The 23114-nt window shown below is 65.7% G+C and carries 27 protein-coding genes and 1 pseudogene; 12 read left to right on the forward strand and 16 right to left on the reverse strand.

Going from position 1 to position 23114, the window contains the following annotated elements; all coding sequences use genetic code 11:
• The first annotated feature begins 141 nt into the window (after positions 1-141).
• The 4 genes from ACZYZ7_RS05700 (at position 142) to ACZYZ7_RS05715 (ending at position 3833) form a co-directional block, all read left to right on the forward strand.
• Entirely contained in the window at positions 142-1467 is a 1326-nt protein-coding gene (locus tag ACZYZ7_RS05700; protein WP_286174992.1) for an APC family permease, read from the forward strand.
• Between the two features lie 177 nt (positions 1468-1644).
• On the forward strand, positions 1645-2724 hold the full coding sequence (locus ACZYZ7_RS05705; RefSeq protein ID WP_463740437.1) for a PucR family transcriptional regulator: 1080 nt from the start codon (positions 1645-1647) through the stop codon (positions 2722-2724).
• Positions 2725-2813: 89 nt separating this feature from the next.
• On the forward strand, positions 2814-3143 hold the full coding sequence (locus tag ACZYZ7_RS05710) for an ArsR/SmtB family transcription factor (RefSeq protein WP_463740438.1): 330 nt from the start codon (positions 2814-2816) through the stop codon (positions 3141-3143).
• A 66-nt stretch (positions 3144-3209) separates the two neighbouring features.
• Positions 3210-3833 (forward strand): methyltransferase family protein, encoded by a 624-nt coding sequence (locus tag ACZYZ7_RS05715; protein ID WP_463740439.1) that lies wholly within the window; start codon positions 3210-3212, stop codon positions 3831-3833.
• Here ACZYZ7_RS05715 and ACZYZ7_RS05720 read toward each other — a convergent pair.
• The 5 genes from ACZYZ7_RS05720 to ACZYZ7_RS05740 form a co-directional block, all read right to left on the reverse strand.
• Positions 3823-4218 carry a tautomerase family protein gene (locus ACZYZ7_RS05720; RefSeq protein ID WP_463740440.1) on the reverse strand — a complete coding sequence of 132 codons (396 nt, stop codon included), beginning with the start codon at positions 4216-4218 and terminating at the stop codon, positions 3823-3825. The two genes, ACZYZ7_RS05715 and ACZYZ7_RS05720, sit on opposite strands and share 11 nt — an antisense overlap.
• 97 nt (positions 4219-4315) lie before the next feature.
• Positions 4316-5587, reverse strand: coding sequence for a S1C family serine protease (locus ACZYZ7_RS05725; protein WP_463740562.1), 1272 nt, complete (start codon positions 5585-5587; stop codon positions 4316-4318).
• A 383-nt stretch (positions 5588-5970) separates the two neighbouring features.
• On the reverse strand, positions 5971-6534 hold the full coding sequence (locus tag ACZYZ7_RS05730; RefSeq protein WP_463740441.1) for a GNAT family N-acetyltransferase: 564 nt from the start codon (positions 6532-6534) through the stop codon (positions 5971-5973).
• A 35-nt stretch (positions 6535-6569) separates the two neighbouring features.
• Positions 6570-6980 carry a transglycosylase family protein gene (locus ACZYZ7_RS05735; RefSeq protein WP_450071872.1) on the reverse strand — a complete coding sequence of 137 codons (411 nt, stop codon included), beginning with the start codon at positions 6978-6980 and terminating at the stop codon, positions 6570-6572.
• Positions 6981-7379: 399 nt separating this feature from the next.
• Positions 7380-8735: an alpha/beta hydrolase-fold protein gene (locus tag ACZYZ7_RS05740; protein ID WP_463740442.1), complete on the reverse strand. Its 1356-nt coding sequence runs from the start codon at positions 8733-8735 to the stop codon at positions 7380-7382.
• A gap of 149 nt (positions 8736-8884) precedes the next feature.
• On the opposite strand from ACZYZ7_RS05740, the gene ACZYZ7_RS05745 reads away from it, so the two are divergent.
• The 3 genes from ACZYZ7_RS05745 to ACZYZ7_RS05755 all read left to right on the forward strand — a co-directional run bounded on the left by ACZYZ7_RS05745 (position 8885) and on the right by ACZYZ7_RS05755 (position 11014).
• A complete protein-coding gene (locus ACZYZ7_RS05745; RefSeq protein WP_463740443.1) occupies positions 8885-9901 on the forward strand; it encodes a TIGR03617 family F420-dependent LLM class oxidoreductase in 1017 nt (338 codons plus the stop codon).
• 68 nt (positions 9902-9969) lie between these two features.
• Positions 9970-10359, forward strand: coding sequence for a TA system antitoxin ParD family protein (locus ACZYZ7_RS05750; RefSeq protein WP_135454825.1), 390 nt, complete (start codon positions 9970-9972; stop codon positions 10357-10359).
• A gap of 37 nt (positions 10360-10396) precedes the next feature.
• On the forward strand, positions 10397-11014 hold the full coding sequence (locus tag ACZYZ7_RS05755; RefSeq protein WP_135454827.1) for a zeta toxin family protein: 618 nt from the start codon (positions 10397-10399) through the stop codon (positions 11012-11014).
• Here ACZYZ7_RS05755 and ACZYZ7_RS05760 read toward each other — a convergent pair.
• Genes ACZYZ7_RS05760 through ACZYZ7_RS05770 form a run of 3 tightly spaced genes read right to left on the reverse strand, consistent with a single transcriptional unit; the run spans position 10964 to position 12911 of the window.
• Positions 10964-11317 carry a thiocyanate hydrolase gene (locus tag ACZYZ7_RS05760; RefSeq protein ID WP_135454829.1) on the reverse strand — a complete coding sequence of 118 codons (354 nt, stop codon included), beginning with the start codon at positions 11315-11317 and terminating at the stop codon, positions 10964-10966. The two genes, ACZYZ7_RS05755 and ACZYZ7_RS05760, sit on opposite strands and share 51 nt — an antisense overlap.
• A gap of 10 nt (positions 11318-11327) precedes the next feature.
• Positions 11328-12053, reverse strand: a complete 726-nt coding sequence (scnC, locus tag ACZYZ7_RS05765; protein WP_463740444.1) for a thiocyanate hydrolase subunit gamma — start codon at positions 12051-12053, stop codon at positions 11328-11330.
• 33 nt (positions 12054-12086) lie between these two features.
• Positions 12087-12911, reverse strand: a complete 825-nt coding sequence (locus ACZYZ7_RS05770) for an SH3-like domain-containing protein (protein ID WP_450071875.1) — start codon at positions 12909-12911, stop codon at positions 12087-12089.
• A 217-nt stretch (positions 12912-13128) separates the two neighbouring features.
• Between ACZYZ7_RS05770 and ACZYZ7_RS05775 the strand changes: the two genes are divergently transcribed.
• On the forward strand, positions 13129-13767 hold the full coding sequence (locus ACZYZ7_RS05775) for an FKBP-type peptidyl-prolyl cis-trans isomerase (RefSeq protein WP_167857856.1): 639 nt from the start codon (positions 13129-13131) through the stop codon (positions 13765-13767).
• A gap of 48 nt (positions 13768-13815) precedes the next feature.
• On the forward strand, positions 13816-14421 hold the full coding sequence (locus tag ACZYZ7_RS05780; RefSeq protein ID WP_135454835.1) for a class I SAM-dependent methyltransferase: 606 nt from the start codon (positions 13816-13818) through the stop codon (positions 14419-14421).
• Here ACZYZ7_RS05780 and ACZYZ7_RS05785 read toward each other — a convergent pair.
• Positions 14418-14942 (reverse strand): putative immunity protein, encoded by a 525-nt coding sequence (locus ACZYZ7_RS05785; RefSeq protein WP_463740445.1) that lies wholly within the window; start codon positions 14940-14942, stop codon positions 14418-14420. The genes ACZYZ7_RS05780 and ACZYZ7_RS05785 overlap by 4 nt on opposite strands.
• Before the next feature lie 132 nt (positions 14943-15074).
• Here ACZYZ7_RS05785 and ACZYZ7_RS05790 point away from each other — a divergent pair, with 132 nt between their 5' ends.
• Together ACZYZ7_RS05790 and ACZYZ7_RS05795 are read left to right on the forward strand one after the other, a co-directional pair.
• The gene (locus ACZYZ7_RS05790; protein ID WP_463740446.1) at positions 15075-15533 is read left to right on the forward strand and encodes a hypothetical protein; all 459 of its coding nucleotides are present in this window, start codon (positions 15075-15077) and stop codon (positions 15531-15533) included.
• Positions 15534-15542: 9 nt separating this feature from the next.
• Positions 15543-16904, forward strand: a complete 1362-nt coding sequence (locus ACZYZ7_RS05795; RefSeq protein ID WP_463740447.1) for a TIGR01777 family oxidoreductase — start codon at positions 15543-15545, stop codon at positions 16902-16904.
• Here the strand turns inward: ACZYZ7_RS05795 and ACZYZ7_RS05800 are convergent.
• Positions 16894-17451 carry a hypothetical protein gene (locus ACZYZ7_RS05800; RefSeq protein ID WP_463740448.1) on the reverse strand — a complete coding sequence of 186 codons (558 nt, stop codon included), beginning with the start codon at positions 17449-17451 and terminating at the stop codon, positions 16894-16896. The two genes, ACZYZ7_RS05795 and ACZYZ7_RS05800, sit on opposite strands and share 11 nt — an antisense overlap.
• 190 nt (positions 17452-17641) lie before the next feature.
• Between ACZYZ7_RS05800 and ACZYZ7_RS05805 the strand changes: the two genes are divergently transcribed.
• Positions 17642-18859 carry an NAD(P)/FAD-dependent oxidoreductase gene (locus ACZYZ7_RS05805; protein WP_463740449.1) on the forward strand — a complete coding sequence of 406 codons (1218 nt, stop codon included), beginning with the start codon at positions 17642-17644 and terminating at the stop codon, positions 18857-18859.
• Between the two features lie 44 nt (positions 18860-18903).
• On the opposite strand, the gene ACZYZ7_RS05810 is transcribed toward ACZYZ7_RS05805, so the two are convergent.
• From ACZYZ7_RS05810 to ACZYZ7_RS05835, 6 genes and pseudogenes are all read right to left on the reverse strand, one after another.
• Positions 18904-19266: a transposase gene (locus ACZYZ7_RS05810; RefSeq protein ID WP_463740563.1), complete on the reverse strand. Its 363-nt coding sequence runs from the start codon at positions 19264-19266 to the stop codon at positions 18904-18906.
• Positions 19211-19357: pseudogene (locus tag ACZYZ7_RS05815) on the reverse strand (transposase); the annotation flags it as partial. The gene ACZYZ7_RS05810 and the pseudogene ACZYZ7_RS05815, both read right to left, overlap by 56 nt.
• Positions 19358-19377: 20 nt before the next feature.
• On the reverse strand, positions 19378-19848 hold the full coding sequence (locus ACZYZ7_RS05820; protein ID WP_135454850.1) for a hypothetical protein: 471 nt from the start codon (positions 19846-19848) through the stop codon (positions 19378-19380).
• Between the two features lie 140 nt (positions 19849-19988).
• Positions 19989-21341, reverse strand: coding sequence for an NAD(P)/FAD-dependent oxidoreductase (locus ACZYZ7_RS05825; protein WP_463740564.1), 1353 nt, complete (start codon positions 21339-21341; stop codon positions 19989-19991).
• A 25-nt stretch (positions 21342-21366) separates the two neighbouring features.
• Positions 21367-22536: an RNA polymerase sigma factor gene (locus ACZYZ7_RS05830; protein ID WP_463740450.1), complete on the reverse strand. Its 1170-nt coding sequence runs from the start codon at positions 22534-22536 to the stop codon at positions 21367-21369.
• Positions 22537-22944 carry a YciI family protein gene (locus ACZYZ7_RS05835; RefSeq protein WP_135454852.1) on the reverse strand — a complete coding sequence of 136 codons (408 nt, stop codon included), beginning with the start codon at positions 22942-22944 and terminating at the stop codon, positions 22537-22539. It abuts the gene before it with no gap.
• Between the last annotated feature and the right edge of the window lie 170 nt (positions 22945-23114).

Here is a 23114-nt window from a genome sequence, read left to right on the forward strand (position 1 = left end):
ATCTGCGGCCCCGGTGGCAGTGGAAGGGATCCGCGCATGACCCAGGTTGTCGACGCTGACAACTCACGAAGTAGCGAACCATCACCGGACGGTCGCCCCGCAAAATTGCGGGGAAGACTCGGCGTCCCCTCGATTGTCCTGATGGTTGTGGCCGCCGCAGCACCGCTGTCGACCATCGGTGGCAACGTGCCGATCGCGATGGTGCTCGGCAAGACGACGGGTATTCCGGTCGCGTTCCTGGTGGCAGGGGCGATCTTCCTGCTCTTTGCCGCCGCCTTCGTCGCGATGTCGAAGTATGTGACCAATCCCGGTGCGTTCTACGCGTACATCCAGATGGCACTCGGCCGTGCGGCCGGGGCCGGCGCCGCCGTGCTTGCCCTTCCCGCCTACATGGCCACCCTCCTCGGTGTCTCGGCGTATGACGGGGTCATCCTCAACGGCCTCATCACCCGGTTCGGCGGACCGGACATCCCGTGGTGGTTGCTCACCGCGCTGGTACTCGCGGTTGTCGCCTGGCTGGGTTACCGCGACATCGACCTCAGCGCCAAAGTCCTCGGCATCTTCCTGGTGTCGGAGGTGGCCATCCTCGTCGTCCTCGACCTGGTCATCGTTCTGCGGGGCGGTGAGCACGGGATCACCGGCGACTCGTTCAACGCCCAGGGCATCGCCGGTGGACTCGGGATCGCCCTGCTGTACGCCCTGTGGGGCTTCGTCGGTGTCGAGGCGACCGCGGTCTTCCGCGACGAGGCCAAGGACCCGGACCGGACCGTCCCGCGGGCGACCTACTGGGCCGTCGGCATCGTGGCGAGCTTCTACGCCTTCTCGAGCTGGGCACTGATCGAGGGCAACGGTGGCCCGGACGCCATCGCGGCGGCCGAGGCCGATCCAGACAACTTCATGGTGAACACCGCGCAGCAGTACCTCGGCATGCTGGGGCGCGACCTGACCACCGGCTTCTGGTTCATCAGCGTCTTCGCGTGTGCCCTGGCCTTCCACAACATCGCGTCCCGATACGCCTTCGCACTGGGCCAGAGCGGTGTTTTCCCGAAGCGTCTGGGCGAGGTCCATGGCCGCCATGGCGCTCCGTCGAACGCTTCGATCGCCATCACCGTGGCCTCGTTCGTGATGATGGGCATCTTCGTCGCGCTCAAGCTGGACCCGGTGCTGCAGATCTTCGGGCCGCTCGGTGGTCTGGGCATCCTCGCGCTGGCGATCCTGTGGTTACTGACGACGATCTCCGTGGTGATCTTCTTCCGCCGCCGCGGTGACTCGACCCGCCAGGTGGTGTTGGGTTCGGCGGCCACACTCGCCCTGGCCGGGGCGCTGGTGCTGGTTGTGTCGAATCTGACCCTGATCGTCGGTGGCAGCTCCACCCTCGCGGTGATCTTCGGCGTGATGCCGCTGGTGTTCTTCGGAGTCGGGATGCTTCTCAGCCGACGGTCGACCGTGGACCTGTCCTCGGTGTGATCGATGAGGGCATGCTCGCGGACTCTCCGGTCCGCGAGCATGCCCCTCACGTGCTGCGAGAACGCCCACGATTCGCTGGTACCGTCGAGCTCGGGGGGTGTGGGTGTGCCGCCGCGGTCTCGCCGACAAGAACAACGAACAAGCGGGCCGCAACGGTAGATCAGGAGAAGGCGCGACATGTCCCAGGACTCGCCGCTGAGCGTGGCGGCGGCCTTGACCGTGGCGCCCTTGGACCGGGGCTCCGTGGTCGCCGGTCATCGCGGCCTTACCCGTGAAGTCGCCTGGGTGGACATCATCCACGCGCCTGCGGAGTCCTTCATCCGCCCCGGCGACCTCGTGCTGTGCACCGGTGCCGATATCCGGCAGCCGGGCAACCGGGAGTTCCTCGCTTATCTCGTGTCCTCCCATGCGGCGGGGCTCATCTTGAGCCCTCCCCCCGAGATCACTGTCCGCGAACTCCTCAACTCGCTGGTTCCGCTCGCCGATCGTCACGAGTTCCCGGTGGTACTTCTGCCATGGGAGATCGCCTTCGCCGATGTTCAGAAACGCCTGCTCCCACTGTTGAGTCCAGCAATTCCCGGCTCACAGGTGGAAATGGCCATCGGACGGCGCCAACATGAAGACGCCGGCTGGAACGACCTTGCCGCGGCGTTCGGCGAAGCCCTCGACGAGTTGGCGCTCAAAGCCGGTGTCTCCGTGCATTCTTCGGTCACCGATGACCTCGTGATGTGTCACTTCTCCTCGGCCCCGTCGGCATCCACCGTTTCCGTGTTGGTCGCGTCCGCGCAGCGGCTGAGTGCGCTTCCCGAGAATCTCGTGAATTGGGCGTTGCTTCCTCCTGTCGACGGACAGTCCGTCCCGGTGACGGCATCGGCACCGCCGGCCCTGCCCGGCCGGCCGGCCGGCTCACGTCAATTCGCTGAGGTGCTGCGCCAGGATCCACAATCCATGGCGACCATCCTCGAGACCTTGCAGCCGCTCATCGACTACGACAAGACGCGCCGAGGGCAACTCGTCCATACGTTGGAGATCCTCCTCAACGAGGCCACCAACATCAGCGCCGCCGCGCGAGCGCTCTACCTCAATCGGCACTCCCTGATCTACCGGATCAAGCTCATCGAGGAACTCACGGGCCTGTCGCTCAAGGACCCCGCCGACCGCTTCCAGTTGGAGGTCAGCGTTCGCGTCCACCAGATCAATGAGGCCCGCACCGACGGTCAACGTCCCGGGCCTGTGACAACTGCTTGCTTTCCCTGACGGTCCCGGGGCGCGCACTCCCCTCTGACGTCTCACACCGGTGATGATTCATCCTTTTGTGAATACACATCACGATGTACAGTCAAGGCGTGGAGACGCTGACTCACGTGACGGTATTGGCTCGGTTCGGACACGCCCTGTCGGATCAGACGCGGTCCAAGATCCTGCTGGCGCTCAAGGATTCCCCCGCCTACCCGGCCGATCTGGCCGAGGCGGCAGGAGTGTCCCGGCAGAGCATGTCGAATCACCTTGCCTGCCTACGGGGTTGCGGTCTGGTGGTAGCGGTGCCCGAAGGCCGGCGCACCCGCTACGAACTGGCCGATCCCAAGCTCGCCCACGCATTGAACGATCTGCTGCAGGTGGTGCTGGCCGCTGACGCCGAGCACTGTCCCAGCGCCGCCTCCGACGAGTGCTGTTGATGGCGCCCGGCCGACGATGACTGTTGCCTGAACTGCAGCGACTGACCACCTGAGGAGATGACGACCATGGCCGTGACCGCACTGATTCTCTACCTGATCTTCGCGCTGCTGGGGTTCGGCTGGCGAAGTTGGCTCCAGTACCGGCAGACCGGGTCGACGGGATTCCGCGGCATTCACGGAAATCCCGGCTCGCTCGAATGGTTGGCCGGTGTCGGATTCATCGGTGCGATCATCGTCGGCGTTGCCGCTCCGGTGGCGCAACAGCTCGGCTTCGTCACACCGATCGCCCTCCTGCATGCCCCGTGGATCCAGGGTCTGGGCACACTGCTGGCCGTTGCCGGAATCGCCTTCACCGTCTATGCCCAACTGGACATGGGCGACTCCTGGCGAATCGGTGTCGATCCCAGCGAGACAACAACATTGGTGCGCACCGGGGTTTTCGGGACCGTGCGCAATCCGATCTTCGCCGCCATGCTCGTCTTTGCCGGCGGCATCACCCTGATGACGCCCAATCCGGTCGCACTCTTGGCCTTCGTCGTGTTGTCGGCCACGATCGAACTGCAGGTCAGGGTCGTCGAAGAGCCCTACCTGCTACGCACACACGGCCAGGCGTATCGCGACTACTGCGCGACGGTCGGGCGATTTCTGCCCGGTGTCGGACGTCAGAAGAACTCCCAGTTCAGACGTTGACGTCGAAACCCAGGTCGATATCGCAGGCCGCCCGCCCGCCACGAACACCCCAGTTCTCCAGCGCGCTTTCACGCAGGACGATCGTGATGTGATCAGCCGGGATGTCCAGCGTCTCCAGACGAGTGACGATCTCCCGGTAGAGATTTCGCTTGGCCTGCACCGAGCGGCCGGCGAAGCAGTCGATGGCCACAAGCGTGTACAACTCGGGGCGGGTAAGACCCGGCGAACACGAGAACCGATGTGGTTCATGGGATACCAGCCGGACATGCTTGTCGCCGGGAGGTATCTGGAACGCGGTCACCAGCGCATCGTGCACCGCATCGATGATCGCCACCTCTTCTGATTCGGTGTACGGGCGCCTGACCTCGATGAGTGTGCTGGGCATCCAGGCATCGTCACACATGTGGCGCGCGACCGTCATCCCATTTTCGCTGTGCGGCCCCAGCCCGGAAACACCAGGCTGGGGCCTCGCACCGCGGTCGTTACGCCTGCACCTGTCCCAGGGTGACGTCCACGGTGCGCGATGCTCCGGACGGGTCCTCATAGGTCAGTGTCACGGTGTCGCCCGGTGCCTTGGAGCGCACAGCAGCGACCAGCGCATCGGGACCGTCGATCACCTTGTTGTCGAGCTTGGTGATCACCGCGCCTTTGGGCAGGCCTGCGGCTGCCGCCGGGCCACCGTTGACGACTCCGGCGACCGCTGCGCCGCTGGTGTCGGTGCCGGAGAGTTGAACACCCAGCGAGGCGTGCTGAACGGTTCCGGTCGAAACCAGCTCGTCGGCAATACGTTTGGCCTGATCCACCGGGATGGCGAAGCCCAGACCAATCGACCCGGCCTGCCCGCCGCCCTGCGAACCTTGGCCGCCACCCAACGATGCGATGGCCGAATTGACCCCGATGAGGTCACCGTTCATGTCGACCAGTGCGCCCCCGGAGTTGCCCGGATTGATCGCCGCGTCCGTCTGAATGGCACTCATCACCGACTGCTGGCCAGTCTGCCCGTCGCCGGTCGCGACCGGGCGATCCAACGCGCTGATGATGCCTGTCGTCACCGTTCCCTGAAGGCCCAGCGGTGAGCCGACCGCAACCACGTTCTGCCCCACCTTCAGATCGTTCGACGAACCGATCGTGATCGGGGTGAGCCCAGAGATGTTCTGCGCCTTCACCACCGCGATGTCGTCGGCCGGGTCGGTGCCCACAACAGAGAACGGCACGGTACGACCGTCGGACATCGTCACGGTCGCCTTCATTGCGCCGCTGGTCCGTCCGGAGCTGTTGGCCGAAGGTCCGTCCGGCGAATACTGCTCGTCACCGGGGAACTGACCGCCCGGCATCCGTCCGCCGGGGAACAGGCCGCGCGGGAATCCCGGCGCCTGGTCACCGGGTGAAGCCTCGGCGGCCATCGGCCCCTGATCGCCGGCACCTCTGGCGGCGGCGGCCACGACGTGGTTGTTGGTCAGGATCAGCCCGTCTTCGCTGAGGACGATGCCCGAGCCTTCCTCACGCCCCTGTCCAGTCTCGATCTGCAGTTTCACCACGCTGGGCAGCACCTTGGCCGAGACCTGTTCGACCGATCCGGCCGGTGCCGAACCCTTCGGCTGCGCCGGAACGGCTCCTGTGGCAGGCGACTGTTTGCCGATGCGGTCGGCGGTCGGCGCCTGGGCAACCGGCATGGGCTTTCCGGAATGGTCCACCACCGCTACTGCTGCGACTGCTCCGGTAGCCATGGCGACTGCGGCCGTGCCGGCGACCAGCACGCCAACACGGGACTTCTTCTTCGGCTGTGAAATTTCCTGTGCGACAGGCATGTCGAACTTCTGGGTCATCTCAGGATGCAGCCCATAATGCGGGTACGGCTGCTGGTAGCCCCTCCGGCTCCACGGGCTCGGATTCCGTTGATCCGCCGCCTGGTTCGCTTCCCATTCCCGATTGCTATTTTGCGGCGACATCCCCGACCACTGGTTCATCCACTTGCCTCTTCCCTTGCGACACCGACATTTATGCGCCGTGCCGGCGCCTACCTAGATGTTGCCGCCCCGTACTGAGGGTTTGCTGAGAGTGAGTTCGGCGCGGCCCAAGACTTTGCCTGACCGCACGTGGGCACGGTCACACGGCGTAAAGGCGACACGCGAAAGCGCTACTGCGGCAGGAACGTCCCCAGCCGGACGGTCGCGAGCACCTGTTCGGCCCCGAACTGCTCAAAGGTTCCCACTCGTGTGAAGCCGAGGCGGTCGGCCAGGCGAAGCGCGGACGCATTTGCCGCCTGGGTGACGATCACGATCGGCTGGTCAACGAGTTGCTGTGCGGCGCAGCGTAGTAACGCACGCGCCGCGTCGGCCGCATAGCCCCTGCCCCACGCATGTGCCCGAAAGACATAGCTGAGCTCCAACTCACCGCCACCGTCCTGCACATGACCGGGCAATTCCGCATCGCGTCGGCTGAGTGTCACCATGCCGAGCATGTCGTCGGATTCCCGGTCGGCCACGATGTAGCAGCCATCGGCGGCCAACAACGTTGCCGCCCCGATTGAGGTCACCACAGCGCGGACATCCGCCTGGACACGGGGACCGCCGAGGAAACGGCGCACCCGCTCATCGGTCTGCGTCTCGATGAGCCCCTCGGCGTCGTCGTCGCGTCCCTTTCTGAGCCGCACCCGCTCGGCCTCGATGCGGGCAGCGGTGAGCATCTGCTGGTCGTCCATTCGCGCTGGAACAGTTCCGGGGGGCGAAGGGGCGATCAGCCCAGCGGATTGAGCACCAAGGTGCACAACCGTGGCAGGTTTCTCAGTGGGATCCAGACCATCACCTGCCGGCAGGTTCCGGTGGCCTGGCCGATCGGTCCGCCGCACACCGGCCACGCTCCGAGGCCTTGAGTTTGCATCACGTTGCGGGCCACGCGAATCTGCTCCTCGCGACTCGCCGCGGCAGGCGACCCTGTTCCCCCATGGGAGGCCCACGTGGCCGGGGTGAACTGCAGCCCACCGTAGAAGCCGTTACCGGTGTCAGCTGACCAGTTCCCACCCGATTCGCATTGCGCCATCGCGTCCCAGTTGGGTTCTGCGCCGGCGTGCGGGACTGTCAGGAGGGTCTGAGCCAAGGCGATCGCACCGATGAACCCGAACACGGTGACGACCTTGCGCACGCGCATGTCGATCCCTTCATGGCGGCGTGTACTGCCCGTGCACGCCGGTAATGGCGGGGCGAAAGACTATTTGCAGCCCATCGTGATACGGAGTTTACCGATGAGGCGAAAGTAGAATAGCCGTGCTAGAGAGTCTAATTATCTTCTTTGAGTCTATTTAATAGTTATGCGGTTCTTGAGGCCAATGGGGAAGGCGATACTTCACCCCTGGAGCGTGATAAGTACAGGTCACAGGCCTGACGTCGCACACAGGGCAGGCCGGAGGCGCGCGACGCCCGTCTCATAAATTTCGGCGCCGACCGCTGTGACAATTGGCTACTGCCGTGAATTTAGTTTCTGATGCGTTGGCAGTGAAAGAAATGAATTCTGATGCAAATGTGACAGATGGGATAGATGTGATTGCTGTTACAAGACGTTGCTGACGACACTCGCCGGGCGCAGGCGGGCGATGATCCCGTCGAGGTCGATGAAGAACATGTCGGGACGGAAGACGTGACCTCCTGGCACCTCATGTGCTTCGAAGGGGATACCGGCGCGGCCGAGGAGATCACGGAACTCGCGCTGACCGGCGAGCACCTCGGTCTCGTTGGCGCTGTCGAACCAGTTGACCGGGTCTGGGCTGGTACCGGCGACAAGGAAGATCCGCTTGTTGCGGTAGCTCTCGATCCGCTCGACCGGGTTGTCGGCACTGACCCTGGCCTGGTCCCAGAATGGGGCGCCGTAAACGGTTCCGCCGGCCAGATCCAGAACCGCCGATGTGATGTTCGCCCAGTGCACCACGAGGCCGAAATCGCGGCGCAGGCTGGCCGGGCCCGAATGGGCACTGACCGAGGCGAAGTGACCGTAGTACTTGGCCGCGTACTTCAGCGCACCGAAACCGCCCATCGAGAAGCCACCGACTGCGCGGCCGTCGTACTCGGCGTAGGTCCGGAAATTCGCTTCGATCCACGGCTGCAGCTGGGCGATGTGGAACGTCTCCCAGTTGCGCGGTCCGACGAATGAGGTGACCGGGTTGGAATACCACCCGGCGTGCCCGCCGTCGGGCATCACCACGATGATCGGCTTGCCGGCCGTCCAGTCGCGGATACCCATAAAGTCGAACGAGCGGAAGTCGTCGTTGCCGCCGTGGAACATGTAGAGCACGGGATAGGTACGGCCGCTGGTGTGGTAGTCGTCGGGAAGCAGGACGTTGACGCCGGGGTTCCAGCCGATGGCGGCGGTCTGGAATCGGTAGTACCACAGCCGCGGATCGTTCTCATTGCGGTCGACGATCCGCAGGCCGAATCCGTCGCTGCGACCGCTGAAGATGACGAGCGCCTGCCCTGGGTTGATGTGGCCGGGGTCATGGATGCCGTTGACACCGGCGATCGGCGGATAGAACGAGGCATCACCGTAGAAGCGTGATGCCAACGCCGACAACGTATCTCCTGGGGCGACGGTGTATCTCTTGAGTTCCGGGACGATGAGCCGCTGCCCAGGATTGAGGGCGTCGCCCTCGGCGATCCCGCTGGCGGCTGCGATCAGCCGGGACAACTCCGCGTGCCCGTAGAAACGCGAGGCCACGGCCGGCAACGTGTCCCCTGGGGCCACTGTGTACCGCGCGTAGTCGGGAAAGACGAGTTTCTGCCCGACGTTGACGGCGTTGGGATTGGGAATTGCGCTGGCCGCCGCGATCAGCCGGTACAGCTCCGCGTCTCCGTAGAACCGCAACGCCAATGCTGACAGAGTCTCCCCCGCCACGACCGTATGAATCCTGACCATGGGTCCCCTCCTTCAGTTGCAACGAGCTCTGGTTGACGACGAGTCCGATTGCCCTGATCTCCCACAAGTCTAGGCGCCCAGCGCCGTGAAACGGTTGACTTCAAAGGCATTACAGGTATTCGGCACCCACGCTCACGTACGCTCCCCACGTGTACGTCGACGTGATGACCGTTCCGCAGCCGCTGGCAAAAATCGGCGACCTTGCCCGCCGCACCCGGTCCGCCGGATTCTCCGGGCTCCTACTCACCGAAACCGGCCGCACCGCGTATCTCAACGCGGCGGTCGCGTCTCAGTCCGCTCCCGGCCTGGAGCTCTCGACCGGTGTCGCCGTTGCCTTTCCGCGCAGCCCGTTCATCACCGCAGCGTCGGCCTGGGAACTCCAGGAGGCAACGGATGGCAGGTTTCGGCTCGGCATCGGCACACAGGTCCGCACGCACGTGGTCCGGCGCTACGGGATGCCCTTCGAGCGACCGGGCCCACGCCTGCGCGACTACGTGCTGGCCGTGAAGGCCTGCTTCGCCGCATTCCGCACTGGCAAGCTCGATCATCACGGGGATTTCTACGACCTCGATTTCATCACCGCCCAGTGGAGCCCCGGACCGATCGACGCACCCGATCCCAAGGTCGACATCGCCGCCGTGAATCCGTGGATGCTGCGCATGGCCGGCGAAGTTGCCGACGGCGTACACGTCCATCCGATCGGCGAGCCGGGCTATATCGCCCGCCACGTGCTACCCAACCTGGCCGCCGGCGCGGCCAAGGCGGGCCGCTCCCCCGCCGATATCGCCAAGATCATCCCCGTGATGACGATCGTCGGCGACAGCGACGAAGAACGCGCCAACGAGCGCGAGTTCGTGCGGGCCAGCATGAGCTTCTACGGCAGCACGCCGAACTATGCCTTCATCTGGGACGAGGCGGGTTTCGACGGCACCACCGCACGCCTGCGCGAAAAGCAGAAAGCCGGTGACATCGCCGGCATGGCGGCCCAGATCACCGACGATCACATCGCCGCCTTTGCCACCGAATCGACCTGGGATGGACTCGCGGACGCGTTGACGGCCAAATACGCCGGAATCGCCACCCGCATCGTGCTCTACAACGCGCTCGGCGGGCCCGAACGATTCGAGCGGTACGGCGAGATCGCGAAGCGATTGGCGGCGATATAACATCAGGACAAGCCAGCTTTGTAGCATTCTGCTACGCTGGTTTCAGACTGCTACAACGGAGGTCCATCATGACCGAAACCGCAGATCGGGTAACCCGGTTCGCCGCTGACCTGATGGACAGTGCCGCCGCGGAAGGCGCACGTCAGAGCCGGTCGGCCAAGCAGCAACTCGACCACTGGGCCCGTGTGGGCCGGGCCGTGTCGAGCCAGCACAGTGCGGCACGCCGCAAGGTGGAGTCCGCGTTGGCAGGCGATACCCCGCTTCGGGAGTTGACGGCCGAGGAAGGCGCGGTGTTCGACGCCGAGATCACCGCCTCGATCGAGGAGAGCCTGGCGCGCGCCGACTACGGCAAGACGCTGGCCGGACGCGGGATCACCACCGTGGCGCTCGACGAGAATGGCGAGATCGTGCAGTACCGCCCCGACGGCAGCACTGCGGTACTGGCGCACCAGCGGTGATCGTGGCTTGCGCTGATCTGGACCGTACCGCCGCACGGTGAAGCGCCTCGACCTCGTCGTCGGCTGCAACGGCGCCGGCAAATCCACCTTCGTCGAACTCACCCTCTCACCGCTGCTCCCCGGCAGCGCATTCGTCAACGCAGACGAAATCGCCAAACGACGCTGGCCCGAAGACCCGGCCCCGCACTCCTACGAGGCGGCGCTGGTCGCCGCCGAAACCCGGGCCAAACTCATCGAGCTCGGTGAGTCCTTCATCGCCGAGACGGTGTTCTCCCACCCGTCCAAGCTCGAGCTCATCGACACCGCACACGCGGCGGGGTACACCGTGATCCTGCACTGCGTCCTGATCCCCGAAGACCTGGCTGTGCAACGAGTGCACCACCGGGTGCGGGCCGGCGGCCACGACGTCCCCGAGACGAAGATTCGTGAACGCTACCAACGACTTTGGAATCTTGTAGCGATCGCCGCGGTGCGGGTGGACTCGGCGATGTTCTACGACAACAGCACCATCAGAGGCCCGCGGATCGTCGCTCAGATCGCCGGCGGATTCGTCGTCGGGTCACCCACGTGGCCGAAATGGACACCGCCGGTACTGAATTCCCGGTCAGTCCGCCTCGAGTCGGGCCCGGACCTCCCGCATACGTTCGGCCAGTGACTGCTCATCGATGATGTTCCTGGCAATCAGCGAATGCGTCAGTGCGGCAAGCTGGTTCTCCGGGTACGGCAGCGTCACATACACCTCGTTGACCAGACGGTCCTCATCGTTTCGGCGGGTGAGCAACGGCAGAGTCACTCCCTCGTGGTCGAGTGCGTCGCATATCCCGTCCAGACTCGACTTCCACGGCGGTACCAGGTTGGAGACGCCATACTTCTGCGCCATGCGGGGCCACACCTGCCCGCGCCCGACAAGCTCCTCCAGCGTCCGCACCCTGACTGTCGTCACGTCGTCGTCTGCCATCGGCTGTCCCTCAGTACCCTTCGGCCGGCCGGACCGCTGCATGCACCGGACGCTGCGCATTCGTCGTCACGCCTGGCTTCGGCAGGGCAACACCGATCATGCAATCGCGGGTGACGATCTCGGCGAGTTTCTCCTCGGTCCAGCCCTCGGTTCCGGCGGGCCGGACCGGCATCACCAGGAATCGGCGTTTGGAATTGGAGTCCTCGATACGGATCTCGACGTCATCGGGCAGGAAAAGGCCGAATTCCCCGAGTACCTGACGCGGCCAGCGCACGATCCGACGCCGGTAGTTGGGCGTCCGATACCACTCAGGAGAGTTGCCGAGAAGCGGCCGCGGATAACACGAGCACAAGGTGCAGACGATCACGTGATGCAAAGTCGGCGTGTTCTCGAGCACCTCCAGCGCCGTGAAGTCACTGGGCGTCCCGAATCCGGTCGGGTGCAGCCAATCGATTCCCACTTCCTTACTGGCGGCGATGGGATCCGTGAGCGCCAGCTGCTTGAAATCCGGATCGACCCAGGCCTTCGCGACGAATCGCGACCCCGGCGCCGGTCCGATCTGTTCGACGAACTCGGTGTAGTGCCGATGGTCTTCTGCGGTGAACAGGCCCTTCTCGATAGCCAATTCGCGTAGCGCGATCTCCAGGACCTCGAAATCGGTCACTTCCTCGACCATCGGGGCCGCGTGCCGCTCAGGAGCATCGTGATGTGAATGTGCGGCGTCGTCGTGCGTCATTTCGCATTCCTGTTCGTCCGTCGAATGAGCGGTCTAACCGAGCGGCTGCAACCACAATTCGGAGATCTCGGCCTGAAGGGTGTCGCCTTCGGCGCCCGCGTACGGGTCCCAGACATCTGTCATGTTGAAGCGCACGATGTAGAACCACTGAGGCTTCTGCTCTTCGCGGTCGAACGCCTCGTCCTCGGGCACCAGGCTCTCGTAGGACACCTCGACGACCGTCGCCGGTTTGCCGCGCAGATACTCCTGGGTCCGGGTGTAGAAGATCGTCGGGAGATCCCGCACACGCACCCGATCACCGACGGCGAACCGAGGAGTGCCGGCCTGGCCGGCGAACCGTTGCGGATCGCCCTTCCCCAGCGCCTCGATGTGATGGTGGTTCCTCGAGACCGTCGTCGGATCACCGACGCTGCGCGGTGCGGCCGACAGCGCGTCCACGGCACCTGCGGCCACGCGGGCGCGCACCTCATCGACTCGCTCCAACAACTCGCGAAGCGTGATGTGGTCCTTCTCGACCAGGAGTCGGGCGATAGCCCACACCCACCGGCCGTAATAGGGGAAGCCGTGGTAGATCGTCCGCCCCACATCGACGTTTCCCAGCCGCCGCCGTTCTTCGGACGTCCAAATACCACGCCAGCCGAGAACCTCACACGTGACAAAGGTATTGAGTTCCCACGCCTCTTCTTCTTTTTCTTCGAAGATCGCCGGGGCGTCAGGATCGCCGCCGACGTCGTGCGGGTTCTTCATGAAGGCACCGAAGAGGGTGTGGTCTATCTGATCGGGATAAGGCCAGTCCTGGAGCCGATGTAGTGCTGGGCGCAACTGGCTGACAAAGTCACCCATGGAATTGTTGGCCATAATCCGTGTCCTCGGGTGTGGATAAACGGTCTGCCTGCGGCGACGCTATCACGGGCAAACAGCATCCGGTGCCTATCGATGAATATCTCGACCCACCCGTATCGAATTGTTGCATTTTCACAATTCCGACAGAATTCACCGATCCCGACGATGAGGGAACCGGCGAGTGCCCGGCTATCGGCGGGCACCACTTCCCGCCGCTGTAGCGTGACGAGGCATGAACTCCTTTCGCGTGCCTTCCTCCGTTGCGCTCGTGGCCTGTGCCGCGTCGTTGACCATGGCGCTCGCCGCGTGCGGCTCCGACACGGAAAAGTCCTCGGCCACCTCCTCGCCGAGCACGCCGTCGGTCGCCGAGGTGCTCACGCCCTCGATCGCCGAGACCGCAACCGAGGCCAGCACGTGCCCGACCGCAGCGCCCCAGAACGCGGGCGCCCCCGAATGGACGATGTCCGGGGCGACCGGCAGCGTCGCGGTCACCGGCTCCACCGATACCGCGGCGCCGGTGGTCAAGGTCGACGGACCGTTCAGCGTGGCCCAGACGCAGGTGCAGACCCTCAAGGCCGGCGATGGGCCCGTCGTCGCACCGTCGGCCAACGTCACCGTCTGCTACATGGGCGTCAACGGACGCGACGGATCGGTGTTCGACAGCAGCTACCAACGTGGCGAACCGGTCGACTTCCCGCTCAACGGCGTCGTGCCGGGCTTCCAGAAAGCCATTTCAGGACAGAAGGTCGGTTCCACCGTGGCGGTGGCGATGACCTCTGCCGACGGTTACCCCCAGGGGCAGCCCGCTGCCGGTATCCAGCCGGGCGACTCGTTGGTCTTCGCGATCAAGATCCTCGACGCCCAGGGCTGAGCCACACCGCCCGGCCCGGGCCCGGCATCCGCTTGCAACAATGCTCACATGGTCGAGCGGAGTATCTGGATGCAAAAGGTCGCGGCCGATCCCGGGCATTCGAACTGGTACATCGAACGCTTTCGTGCCATGGCGCGCGCCGGTGAGGACCTGGCCGGGGAAGCTCGCCTGATCGACGCGATGGCGTCGCGCAATGCCCGCATCCTGGATGCCGGCTGCGGTCCCGGCCGGGTAGGCGGATATCTGGCCGCGGCCGGACACCAGGTGGTCGGCGTCGACGTCGACCCGGCATTGATCGAAGCAGCCAAAAAGGACCATCCCGGACCGCGGTGGCTCGTCGGCGACCTTGCCGAGCTCGACCTGCCGGCACGGGGCATCGCCGACGCGTTCGACATCATCGTGTCGGCAGGCAACGTGATGACATTCCTCGCCCCGAGCACCCGGGTCCAGGTCCTGACCCGACTGCGCGCCCATCTCGCCGACGACGGCCGTGCGGTGATCGGATTCGGAGCCGGCCGCGAATACGAGTTCGGTCAGTTCCTCGACGACGCGGCAACGGCCGGGTTCACCCCGGACCTGTTGTTGTCGACGTGGGATGTGCGCCCCTTCACCGAAGACTCGGATTTCCTCGTCGCGATCCTGCGCCCCGCCTAGCTCGACCCGTTCGCGAAGACCGACCAGCAGATGTCATTGCGTAGGCGCTGGTCGTCGAGGACCAGGTCTCGAATCGCATCCGGGAGCTGGTCACGCTGCCACTGACATTCGAGCCGACCCGCGGCGTCAGCATCTCCATTCGAGGCCGCGGCGCGCACGGCTTTGATGGCGTACGCCGCCGCACCGAGTTCGTGCGCTGCCACATGGGCCACGGCCCCGGCCTGACCGGCCGCATACGCCGCGTGCCGCGCCGGCCCACGCAGGTCTCGGGCCGCCCCCATGGCGTGACCGCCCGCTGCACGCGCCTGCATCATCTTGACCTCGCCGCGGACCCAGGCCCGGGCGTGATCGATGGCCTGACGTGGTCGAGGATCCCCGGGTTGAACCGACTCGAAAAGATGCAGCACGTGCTCTGCGCACGACGCCGCCCACAAGGCGAGGAGGCGGTGATCCGAATCGGTCAGGGTGCCGCCGCGTCGGATGGTGATGAAGCGAGGATCGCGGATCTTGGGAAGGATCACCGCCGGCCCATTCGATCAGATCGCCCAATCGCCATGTGCCAAGGGTGCCACGGGTAGCGACCGCCCTGCTCGCTATTGCCACAGGTGCCCCACCGTTCTACTATCGCGTGTAGTAGTTCGAATGGGGGTCCCATGACGACACCGACAACCGTTCAGACACAACGCTTTCTGCGTCTGACAGCATGGACATTCCTGGCCGGCTGGGGATTGCACGTGCTCGACCATCTGCTCCGCGGAATGTCGGCGTCACCGATGTTCGTCATGGCCGGCGGCATGATTCAGGGCGTGGTCGTCATCATCGCGATCACCATGGCCTTGCGCGGCCATCCCCGAGCAGCCGACGTCGCGATCTTCACCGGTGTCGGCAGCGCGCTGCTGTTCACCTATGCACATCTGCTGCCGAATTTCTGGCCGGATTTCCAGGACAGCTACCTCAGCGGTCCCCGCATCAATGTCACCTGGTTCTCCTGGGTGACAGCCCTTTCCGAGATCGGTACCGGACTGTTGTTCGCCTATGCCGGCATGCGGGCGAGGCAGGCTACCCCGCAAAGGCGGTCACGGAGCCGCCCCCGGCTCGGATCCTGCAGGTAACGTCGTCCGATGGGATTGGTGTACTCCAGCATCATCGACGCCCCGCAGGACGAAGTCTTCGCCTGGCACAGCCGACCGGGCGCGTTCGCCAGGCTGTCACCGCCGTGGCAGGCGATGCAGCTCAAGTCCGAGGCCACTTCATTGCGCGACGGCCGCGCTGAACTCGCGCTCCCCGGCGGGCTGCGCTGGGTGGCTGAGCACCAGGCCGACGCGTACGACCCGCCACGACGCTTCGTCGACCAGATAGCCCGCGGCGGGCCGGCCTCGCTGCCCGCGGCACTGGCGTTGCGCTGGAAGCATATTCACGAATTCGATGCCGTCGACGCCACCCACACCCGAATGACCGACCGCGTCGAGACGCCGGTGCCCGGCCGTTTCCTGCGTCCGATGTTCGCCTACCGGCATCGCCAACTCGCCGACGACCTCGCGTCCCACCAAGAGGCCCGCGCACAGGGACTGGCGCCGCTGACGGTCGCGGTCACTGGCGCGTCCGGGTTGGTCGGGTCGGCGTTGACCGCATTTCTGAGCACCGGTGGCCACCGCGTCATCCGGCTGGTCCGCCACGCGGCAACCAAACCTGCTGAACGGCAATGGAACCCGACCGATCCCGACCCGGACCTGCTCACCGGGGTCGACGCCGTCATCCACCTTGCCGGTGCTTCGATCGCCGGTCGGTTCACCGATGGGCACCGCCGCGCGATTCGCGACAGCCGCATCGGGCCGACCCGCCGGCTCGCCGAACTGATCGCCGACACCGATCCCGGGCCGCAGGTGGTGGTCAGCGCGTCAGCGGTCGGTTTCTACGGGTACGACCGCGCCGACGAGGTTCTCACCGAGACCAGTGAGCGCGGCGATGGGTTCCTCGCCGATGTCGTGGCCGACTGGGAGGACGCGCTGGCCCCGGCGGAACAATCCGGGGCGCGCGTGGTGCGGATCCGTACCGGGATCGTGCAATCTCCGAGCGGCGGCACGCTTCGACTGTTGCGTCCGCTGTTCACCGTCGGGCTCGGCGGCCGCATCGGCGACGGACAACAATGGTTGCCCTGGATCGGCATCGACGACCTGGTCGACATCTACTACCGCGCGTTGTGGGACGAGGGACTGTCCGGCCCGGTCAACGCCGTGGCCCCGGAGCCGGTGCGTAACGCTGAATACACCGACACGCTCGGCCGCGTCCTGCACCGCCCGACAGTTCTGCCGGTGCCCGCACTGGGGCCACGGGTACTGCTCGGCGATCAAGGTGCCCGCGAACTGGCCTGCGCCAGCCAGCGGGCCGTTCCTGCGGTTCTTACCGCCGCCGATCACCGCTTCCGCCATCCCCACCTGGATCAGGCGCTGCGCCACGTATTGGGACGCGCGGTTACGGCGTAGGGGCCGCAGGTGGTGCCGGGGGGCGCTGACCCGGTGCGTTGTACTCGTATCCGGGCGGAGGTGGGCCGTTCAGCGAGTAGTAGCCAGGTGGCAGCGCCGGGCCGGCCGGAGCGCTGCCGGGTGCCGGCGCCGTGGCCGGTGTCTCCGAGCCGGGAGCGTTGATCGATTTGTAGCCGGGCGGCAGCGGCGGAGCCGGACCTGCGCCGGGAGGCGGTGCGACACCCTCGGGCGCTCCCCCGCCGCCCTGGAAGCCGCCCGGGTCGTGGGCCTGATGCCAGAGATCCCTCAGCGTGCCGACCGGGCCCGATCCGTACTGCCCGGAGCCGTACACCGGGTTCGCGATCTCGGGCACCTGCGGCGGACCGACCGGCGCGGGCGGCGGCGGGGCCGCCAGCGCCGGATCCGACGGTGCCGGTGCCGGGTCGGGCACGACAGGGTCTGCTGCCGCCTGACCGGCGGTGGCCAGCACAGCACCGACGACGGTCAAGCCTGCGATCGCGAGCTTCGCCCGTTTGACGGGGAGCGTGGCGCGGTGCGCTTCGGTCATCTATCCGGCGGTCCTCTCTGTCACACCCGGGAAAACTCCTGTTCGCGAAACAAGGCGAGTACCGGGCGGTCCGTGCATCGTCGCATACCCCACCGGTGACGCGCTGGGCTCACGCGATGAACAGGTCGCGTCTGGGCAGCCGGCGCGCTGATCGGCGACCCCGATTTGTCTCGCATGGCAGGCTGAACCAGTGGGGCGAGTACTGATCGTCGGATCAGGTTTCGCCGGGTTGTGGGCGGCGCTCGGTGCGGCCAGGCGCGTCGACGAACTCGGACCAGCGGCCGACGGCGTGCAGATCACGGTGGTCAGCGAGCGTCCCTTCCACGACATCCGCGTCCGCAACTACGAGACCGATCTCACCGACTGCCGAATCCCGTTGGAGAAGCTGCTGGATCCCGTCGGCATCGTCCATGTCCTCGCCGAGGTCACCGCAATCGATGCCGGGGCCCGGAATGTCACGGCGCACCAGGATGGACGAACGCTGACCCTCGGCTACGACCGACTGGTGTTGGCCGCCGGCAGCCGGGTCGCACGACCAAATATCCCCGGACTGGCCGAGTTCGGTTACGACGTCGACACGTTCGCCGGCGCCAGCCGCCTCGCGGCTCATCTGGATACGTTGGCCGCCAATCCCCAGACGTCGGGCGCCGGCACGGTCGTTGTGGTCGGGGCGGGACTCACCGGCATCGAGACCGCCTGCGAATTGCCGACGAGGCTCGCCGCGATCTTCGACGGCTCCCCGGCGCCGAAGGTCCTGCTCGTCGACCACAACCCGCAGGTCGGCTCGGACATGGGCGCCTCGGCGCGCCCGGTGATCGAAACCGCATTGTGCGACAACGGAGTTCAGGTCATGACCGGTGTCAGCGTGCGCGCCGTCGATATCGGCGCAGTGACGTTGTCATCGGGCGACACGATACCCACGGCCACCGTGGTGTGGTGCGCGGGAATGCGCGCCAACGCACTGACGGCGCAACTGCCGGTGACACTGGACCGGTTCGGTCGGCTGCCGGTCGACGACTACCTGCGCGTCGAGGGTGTGCCTGCGGTGTTCGCGGCCGGCGACGTGGCCGCCGCGCGGGTCGACGATGGCCACCTGTCAGTGATGTCGTGTCAACACGGCAGGCCGATGGGCCGATACGCCGGATACAACGTGATCGGCGACCTGCTCGGTCGGCCCATGCGCGCGCTGCGAATCCCTTGGTATGTCACTGTTCTCGATCTAGGCCCGGCCGGTGCGGTCTACACCGAGGGCTGGGATCGCGATGTCGTGGCGACGGGCGCGGCGGCCAAGGCCACCAAGAAGACCATCAACACCGAACGGATCTACCCGCCGCTGACCGGTGACCGACAGGCCCTGCTCGCGGCCGCCGCCCCCGACCTTCAGGCCCGGCCGGCCCGAGGCGCGTAGCGCACCTCAGCCGGTCTGCGTGTCCAGGATCTAGGGCATGTCTCCTAATCGGCAAGGAGCCTGAGCCAGGTACAAACTGCTGAGAGCATCACGCCGGCTCGGTAGGTAAGCGCGAGTTTGTTCGGTTCGGTGATCACCGCCTCGATGCCCCGTGCCCGCAGATGCCTCCGGTTGGCTTTCGACGAGTAAGCCTTGTCGCCGAGCACCGCGTCCGGCCGGGTCCGCGCTGCCAAGATCGTGTCCCAGGTTCCGTCGCCGGCATAGCGACGGTGACGCTTCCAGATCGTCTGCCACGGACCGAATTCCACAGGCACGTCGCGCCACGCAATACCAGCGCGGTACCCGGTACACGATGCCCTCGACGACCCGGCGATTGTTCCGCAACGGGCGACCCCGCAGGCCGTCAGAAGACGGCAACATCGGTTCGATCAGCGACCACTGCGCATCGGTGAGGTGTTCGGTGCGAGACACGCTGCCCAGTGTCGCCAACGCAGGCACGCCTATCTAGGAGACACGCCCTAGCGATTTCCTTGCTGCTTGATCTCTTCGAATCTCTCTCTGAGGAACGGAATGAACGCAACGGCATCAAAGTCTTGGAAGCGGTCCCTGTACTTCATGAGGGATTGCTCAAGATGACTCACGATATCGTCGCAAAGATGTGTCCTCGTCTCCCATTCCGATAGCTCCTCATACTCGTCTACGACGAGCATCTGATCGACCAGAAGCTTGTCGTCTTTCTTGATATACCGAACAAGCGACCTCAGGTCGCCCTTCTCGACATTGACCTTGTGATAGAACCGCAGGATCAGGCCGAGCGCAATGTGGCTGAACTGGGCATCAAGGTTCCGCAATTGGGGAGCAATTCGATCCTGCCAGGCGTAGTCATTCAGGCTATTGAGAACGTCGTCCAGGATGCCCTGGTTTATGGTGGCCTTTTCCGCCGTTTTCCCTCCTTGTGAATCATAAGTGATCTTCAAGAAGATACCCATAATCAAGACGCCCTTCTTCTTCGCCGCCTGCTACGAACCGCGCACTCAACGCGGTGCCCTGTCGACCACTCCAGCACCTCTGACTGCACAGCGGATCACTCACCGCAACAGCCATATTGGTCACAACTGTTGTTGCTGTACTAGCCGTCGCTTCCGCCCGGAGGCACTTCGGGCGGCGGCGGTGTCAGCGCGTCCCATGTGGTCCACGTGTAGCGCTGCTCGGGAAGACCGGTCGCTCCGAGCATGAACGCCCGGTGCGCGCGACGGGCCCGCGCGATGGTGGCCAGCCAGGTGCTGACCGTACTGACCCGGTTACGGATGCCGGTCAGAAATGCGATGTGGAGGAAACCCCATGCCAGCCACCCGAGAACACCAGCGACCTTGACCGGCCCGACTTGCAGAAGTGCCTGTCCCCGAGCGATATACGCCGCTGAGCCGAGGTCCCGGTAGCGGAACGGCCGTCGGGGCTTGCCGGCGAGTTCGCGACGAATGCACGAAGCGACGTGCAGCCCACCCTGCATCGCGTTCTCGGCGACCCCGGGCAGATTCTCGCGGCCGGCCAGATCTCCGATCACGAAAATCTCGGGATAGCCGGCGACCGAAAGATCCGGTCCGACAGTGATTCTCCCGCTACGGTCAGACTCCGCGCCCAACACCTTGGCGACATGCCGGGCAAAGGGCACGGCTTCCACTCCGGCCGTCCACAACACGGTGCGTGCCACGTACTGCTCGTCGGGACCGCCGGCCTTCGGGCTGACGGTCACGCCGTCCCGGCCGACGTCGGTGACGTGGACACCCATGTGCAACTCGACGCCCAGCCGCTGTAGCGACCGGGTCGCCTTCTCGCCCAGTTCCGGACAGAAAGCCTTCAAAACCCGTTCGCCACCGTCGAACAGCAGCACTCTGGCTTCCTCGGGCTCGATGCTGTGGAACTCGTGCGCCAGAGTGCGGGTTGCCATCTCTCGTATCTGCCCGGCCAGCTCCACCCCGGTGGGGCCACCACCGGTGACGGCGAACGTGAGCCAACCGTCACGCTCAGGTCCCGGCGGCAACGTCTCGGCGATTTCGAAGGCGGTGAACACCCGCTGACGGATGTTGGCCGCATCGTCGAGCGTCTTCATCCCCGGGGCCCACTGCGCGAAGTGCTCGTTGCCGAAGTAGGACTGCTGCATCCCCGCGGCCACCACGAGCACGTCGTAGTCGATGGTGAACGTCGTCTCATCCGGCCGTCGGGCGGTCACCTGCCGCAATTGCGGGTCGACGTCGACCGCCTCGCCGAGCAACGTGGTCACGTTGCGGTGTCGCTCGAACTCCTCACGCAGCGGACGGCTGATCTGTCCGAAGCTCAACGTTCCGGTGGCGCACTGGTACAGGAGGGGCTGGAACAAGTGTCCCGCCGCCCGGTCCAGCAGGGTCACGTCAACGTCGGTTCCGCCCAGTCGGCGCGCACAGAACAGACCGCCGAATCCCCCACCGATGATCAACACCCTCATTCGACTGCTGCCCACAACTAGGAGGTTAGCCGTCCTCCCTGGAAATGCGACCGTGCAGAACAGATGCCCGCAGGGTGAGATGGTTGCGCTCGGCCAGCGATTGCGCCTCGGCCGCCGCCTTCACGTAGAGCCGTGTCGCCATCGAGATGTCGCCCGCACGCTCGTGCAGATAGGCGGCCGCCGCGGTGTGGCGCGGCAGTGCCGGGTCGAGTTCGGCGAGCGCGGCCAACCCCGCCTGCGGCCCGTCGGCCTCACCTACGGCGACAGCGCGGTTGAGTCGCACCACCGGACTGTCGGTGAGCGCCACGAGTTCGTCGTACCACTCGACGATCTGCACCCAGTCGGTGTCCTCGGCGGACTGGGCGTCGGCATGCAGCGCCGCCACCGCCGCCTGCGCCTGGTACTGCCCGAGCCGGTCGCGTGCCAGCGCGGCTTGCAGCACGAACACGCCCTCGGCGATGAGATGGCGCTGCCACAGCGTGCGGTCCTGCTCCGCCAGCGGAACCAGGCTCCCGTCGGCGCGGGTGCGAGCCGGGCGCCTGGCATGGTGCAGCAGGAACAGTGCGAGCAGGCCGCTGACTTCCGGATCGTCGGTGGTCCTGGCCAATTGACGGGCCAACCTGATCGCCTCGGCCGCCAGGTCGACATCGCCGCTGTAGCCCTCGTTGAACACCAGGTACAGCACGCTCAGCACGGTGCCCAGGTCCCCGGGACTGTCCAGCCGCACCTCGGCCACAGTGCGCTTGGCGCGGCTGATCCGTTGCGCCATCGTCGATTCCGGCACGAGATAGGCCTGCGCGATCTGGCGTGTGGTCAGGCCGCCGACCGCGCGCAGCGTCAATGCGACGGCGGACGACGAGGTCAGGCTCGGATGCGCGCACAGGAAGCAGAGCTGCAGCGTGTCGTCGGCCGCGGGCGCGGCTCCGGCGGCCGGTTCGGTCGAGACCCGGACCTCACGGTCACGCCGCGCCGCGTCGGAGCGGGTGACGTCGAGGAAACGCCGCCACGCCGTGGTGATCAGCCAGCCCTTCGGGTCGTCGGGTTGGCGGCTCGGCCAGGTTTCCCAGGCCCGGACCAGGGCTTCCTGCACGGCGTCCTCGGCCGTCGCGAAGTCGGCCCCGCGGTGGACGAGGGCAGCCAGGACACCGGGAATCAGATCGCGGAGTTGCTGCTCGTCCACCGCGCCGGCGGCCATCTACTCGGTGACGGTCGACGAGGCCGTCAGGAACGGGCGCACCTCGAGCCACTCGTGGATCGGCTTGCCGCCGGCGCCGGGCGCCGCCGACAGTTCTCCGGCCAGCGCGACGGCCCGCTCGTAGGAGTCGACGTCGACGATCATCCAGCCCGCGATCAGGTCCTTGGTCTCGGCGAACGGGCCGTCGGTCACCGGTGGCCTGCCCTCGCCGTCGTAGCGGACCCAGGCGCCCTCCGGGGCGAGGGCCTGGCTGTTGACGTACTCACCGCTGTCCTTCAGCCGGTCCGCGAAGTCGTTCATGTACTGGAGGTGGGCCTGGATCTCGTCTGGTGTCCACTGGTCCATCGGGATGTCGTTGACGGACGCGGGCGCGCCTCGGTAGTGCTTGAGAAACAGGTACTTGGCCATGTGATTCTCCCTTCAGGTTCGCGACCCTAGTTGGTCGCTCACATCTGGGACGGAGCCATCGCGGCGTTCTCGACATCGAAGACCGAAATCTTGCTGATCTCGGTGTCAGCCCATGTCGCGCTGGTTCAGGATGACGTATGACCCCGTCGCCGACCTCAAGTGCAGACTCA

This window comes from Mycobacterium sp. IDUB_17 (assembly GCF_055419465.1).

Excerpts from the sequence above, each read along its gene's own strand:
- ACZYZ7_RS05700 (WP_286174992.1), top strand. The coding sequence starts at position 142 with ATGGTTGTGGCCGCCGCAGCACCGCTGTCGACCATCGGTGGCAACGTG.
- ACZYZ7_RS05705 (WP_463740437.1), top strand. The coding sequence starts at position 1,645 with ATGTCCCAGGACTCGCCGCTGAGCGTGGCGGCGGCCTTGACCGTGGCG.
- ACZYZ7_RS05715 (WP_463740439.1), top strand. The coding sequence starts at position 3,210 with ATGGCCGTGACCGCACTGATTCTCTACCTGATCTTCGCGCTGCTGGGG.
- ACZYZ7_RS05720 (WP_463740440.1), bottom strand. The coding sequence starts at position 4,218 with ATGCCCAGCACACTCATCGAGGTCAGGCGCCCGTACACCGAATCAGAA.
- ACZYZ7_RS05730 (WP_463740441.1), bottom strand. The coding sequence starts at position 6,534 with ATGGACGACCAGCAGATGCTCACCGCTGCCCGCATCGAGGCCGAGCGG.
- ACZYZ7_RS05735 (WP_450071872.1), bottom strand. The coding sequence starts at position 6,980 with ATGCGCGTGCGCAAGGTCGTCACCGTGTTCGGGTTCATCGGTGCGATC.
- ACZYZ7_RS05740 (WP_463740442.1), bottom strand. The coding sequence starts at position 8,735 with ATGGTCAGGATTCATACGGTCGTGGCGGGGGAGACTCTGTCAGCATTG.
- ACZYZ7_RS05750 (WP_135454825.1), top strand. The coding sequence starts at position 9,970 with ATGACCGAAACCGCAGATCGGGTAACCCGGTTCGCCGCTGACCTGATG.
- ACZYZ7_RS05760 (WP_135454829.1), bottom strand. The coding sequence starts at position 11,317 with ATGGCAGACGACGACGTGACGACAGTCAGGGTGCGGACGCTGGAGGAG.
- scnC (WP_463740444.1), bottom strand. The coding sequence starts at position 12,053 with ATGACGCACGACGACGCCGCACATTCACATCACGATGCTCCTGAGCGG.
- ACZYZ7_RS05770 (WP_450071875.1), bottom strand. The coding sequence starts at position 12,911 with ATGGCCAACAATTCCATGGGTGACTTTGTCAGCCAGTTGCGCCCAGCA.
- ACZYZ7_RS05775 (WP_167857856.1), top strand. The coding sequence starts at position 13,129 with ATGAACTCCTTTCGCGTGCCTTCCTCCGTTGCGCTCGTGGCCTGTGCC.
- ACZYZ7_RS05780 (WP_135454835.1), top strand. The coding sequence starts at position 13,816 with ATGGTCGAGCGGAGTATCTGGATGCAAAAGGTCGCGGCCGATCCCGGG.
- ACZYZ7_RS05790 (WP_463740446.1), top strand. The coding sequence starts at position 15,075 with ATGACGACACCGACAACCGTTCAGACACAACGCTTTCTGCGTCTGACA.
- ACZYZ7_RS05795 (WP_463740447.1), top strand. The coding sequence starts at position 15,543 with ATGGGATTGGTGTACTCCAGCATCATCGACGCCCCGCAGGACGAAGTC.
- ACZYZ7_RS05800 (WP_463740448.1), bottom strand. The coding sequence starts at position 17,451 with ATGACCGAAGCGCACCGCGCCACGCTCCCCGTCAAACGGGCGAAGCTC.
- ACZYZ7_RS05820 (WP_135454850.1), bottom strand. The coding sequence starts at position 19,848 with ATGGGTATCTTCTTGAAGATCACTTATGATTCACAAGGAGGGAAAACG.
- ACZYZ7_RS05825 (WP_463740564.1), bottom strand. The coding sequence starts at position 21,341 with ATGAGGGTGTTGATCATCGGTGGGGGATTCGGCGGTCTGTTCTGTGCG.
- ACZYZ7_RS05830 (WP_463740450.1), bottom strand. The coding sequence starts at position 22,536 with ATGGCCGCCGGCGCGGTGGACGAGCAGCAACTCCGCGATCTGATTCCC.
- ACZYZ7_RS05835 (WP_135454852.1), bottom strand. The coding sequence starts at position 22,944 with ATGGCCAAGTACCTGTTTCTCAAGCACTACCGAGGCGCGCCCGCGTCC.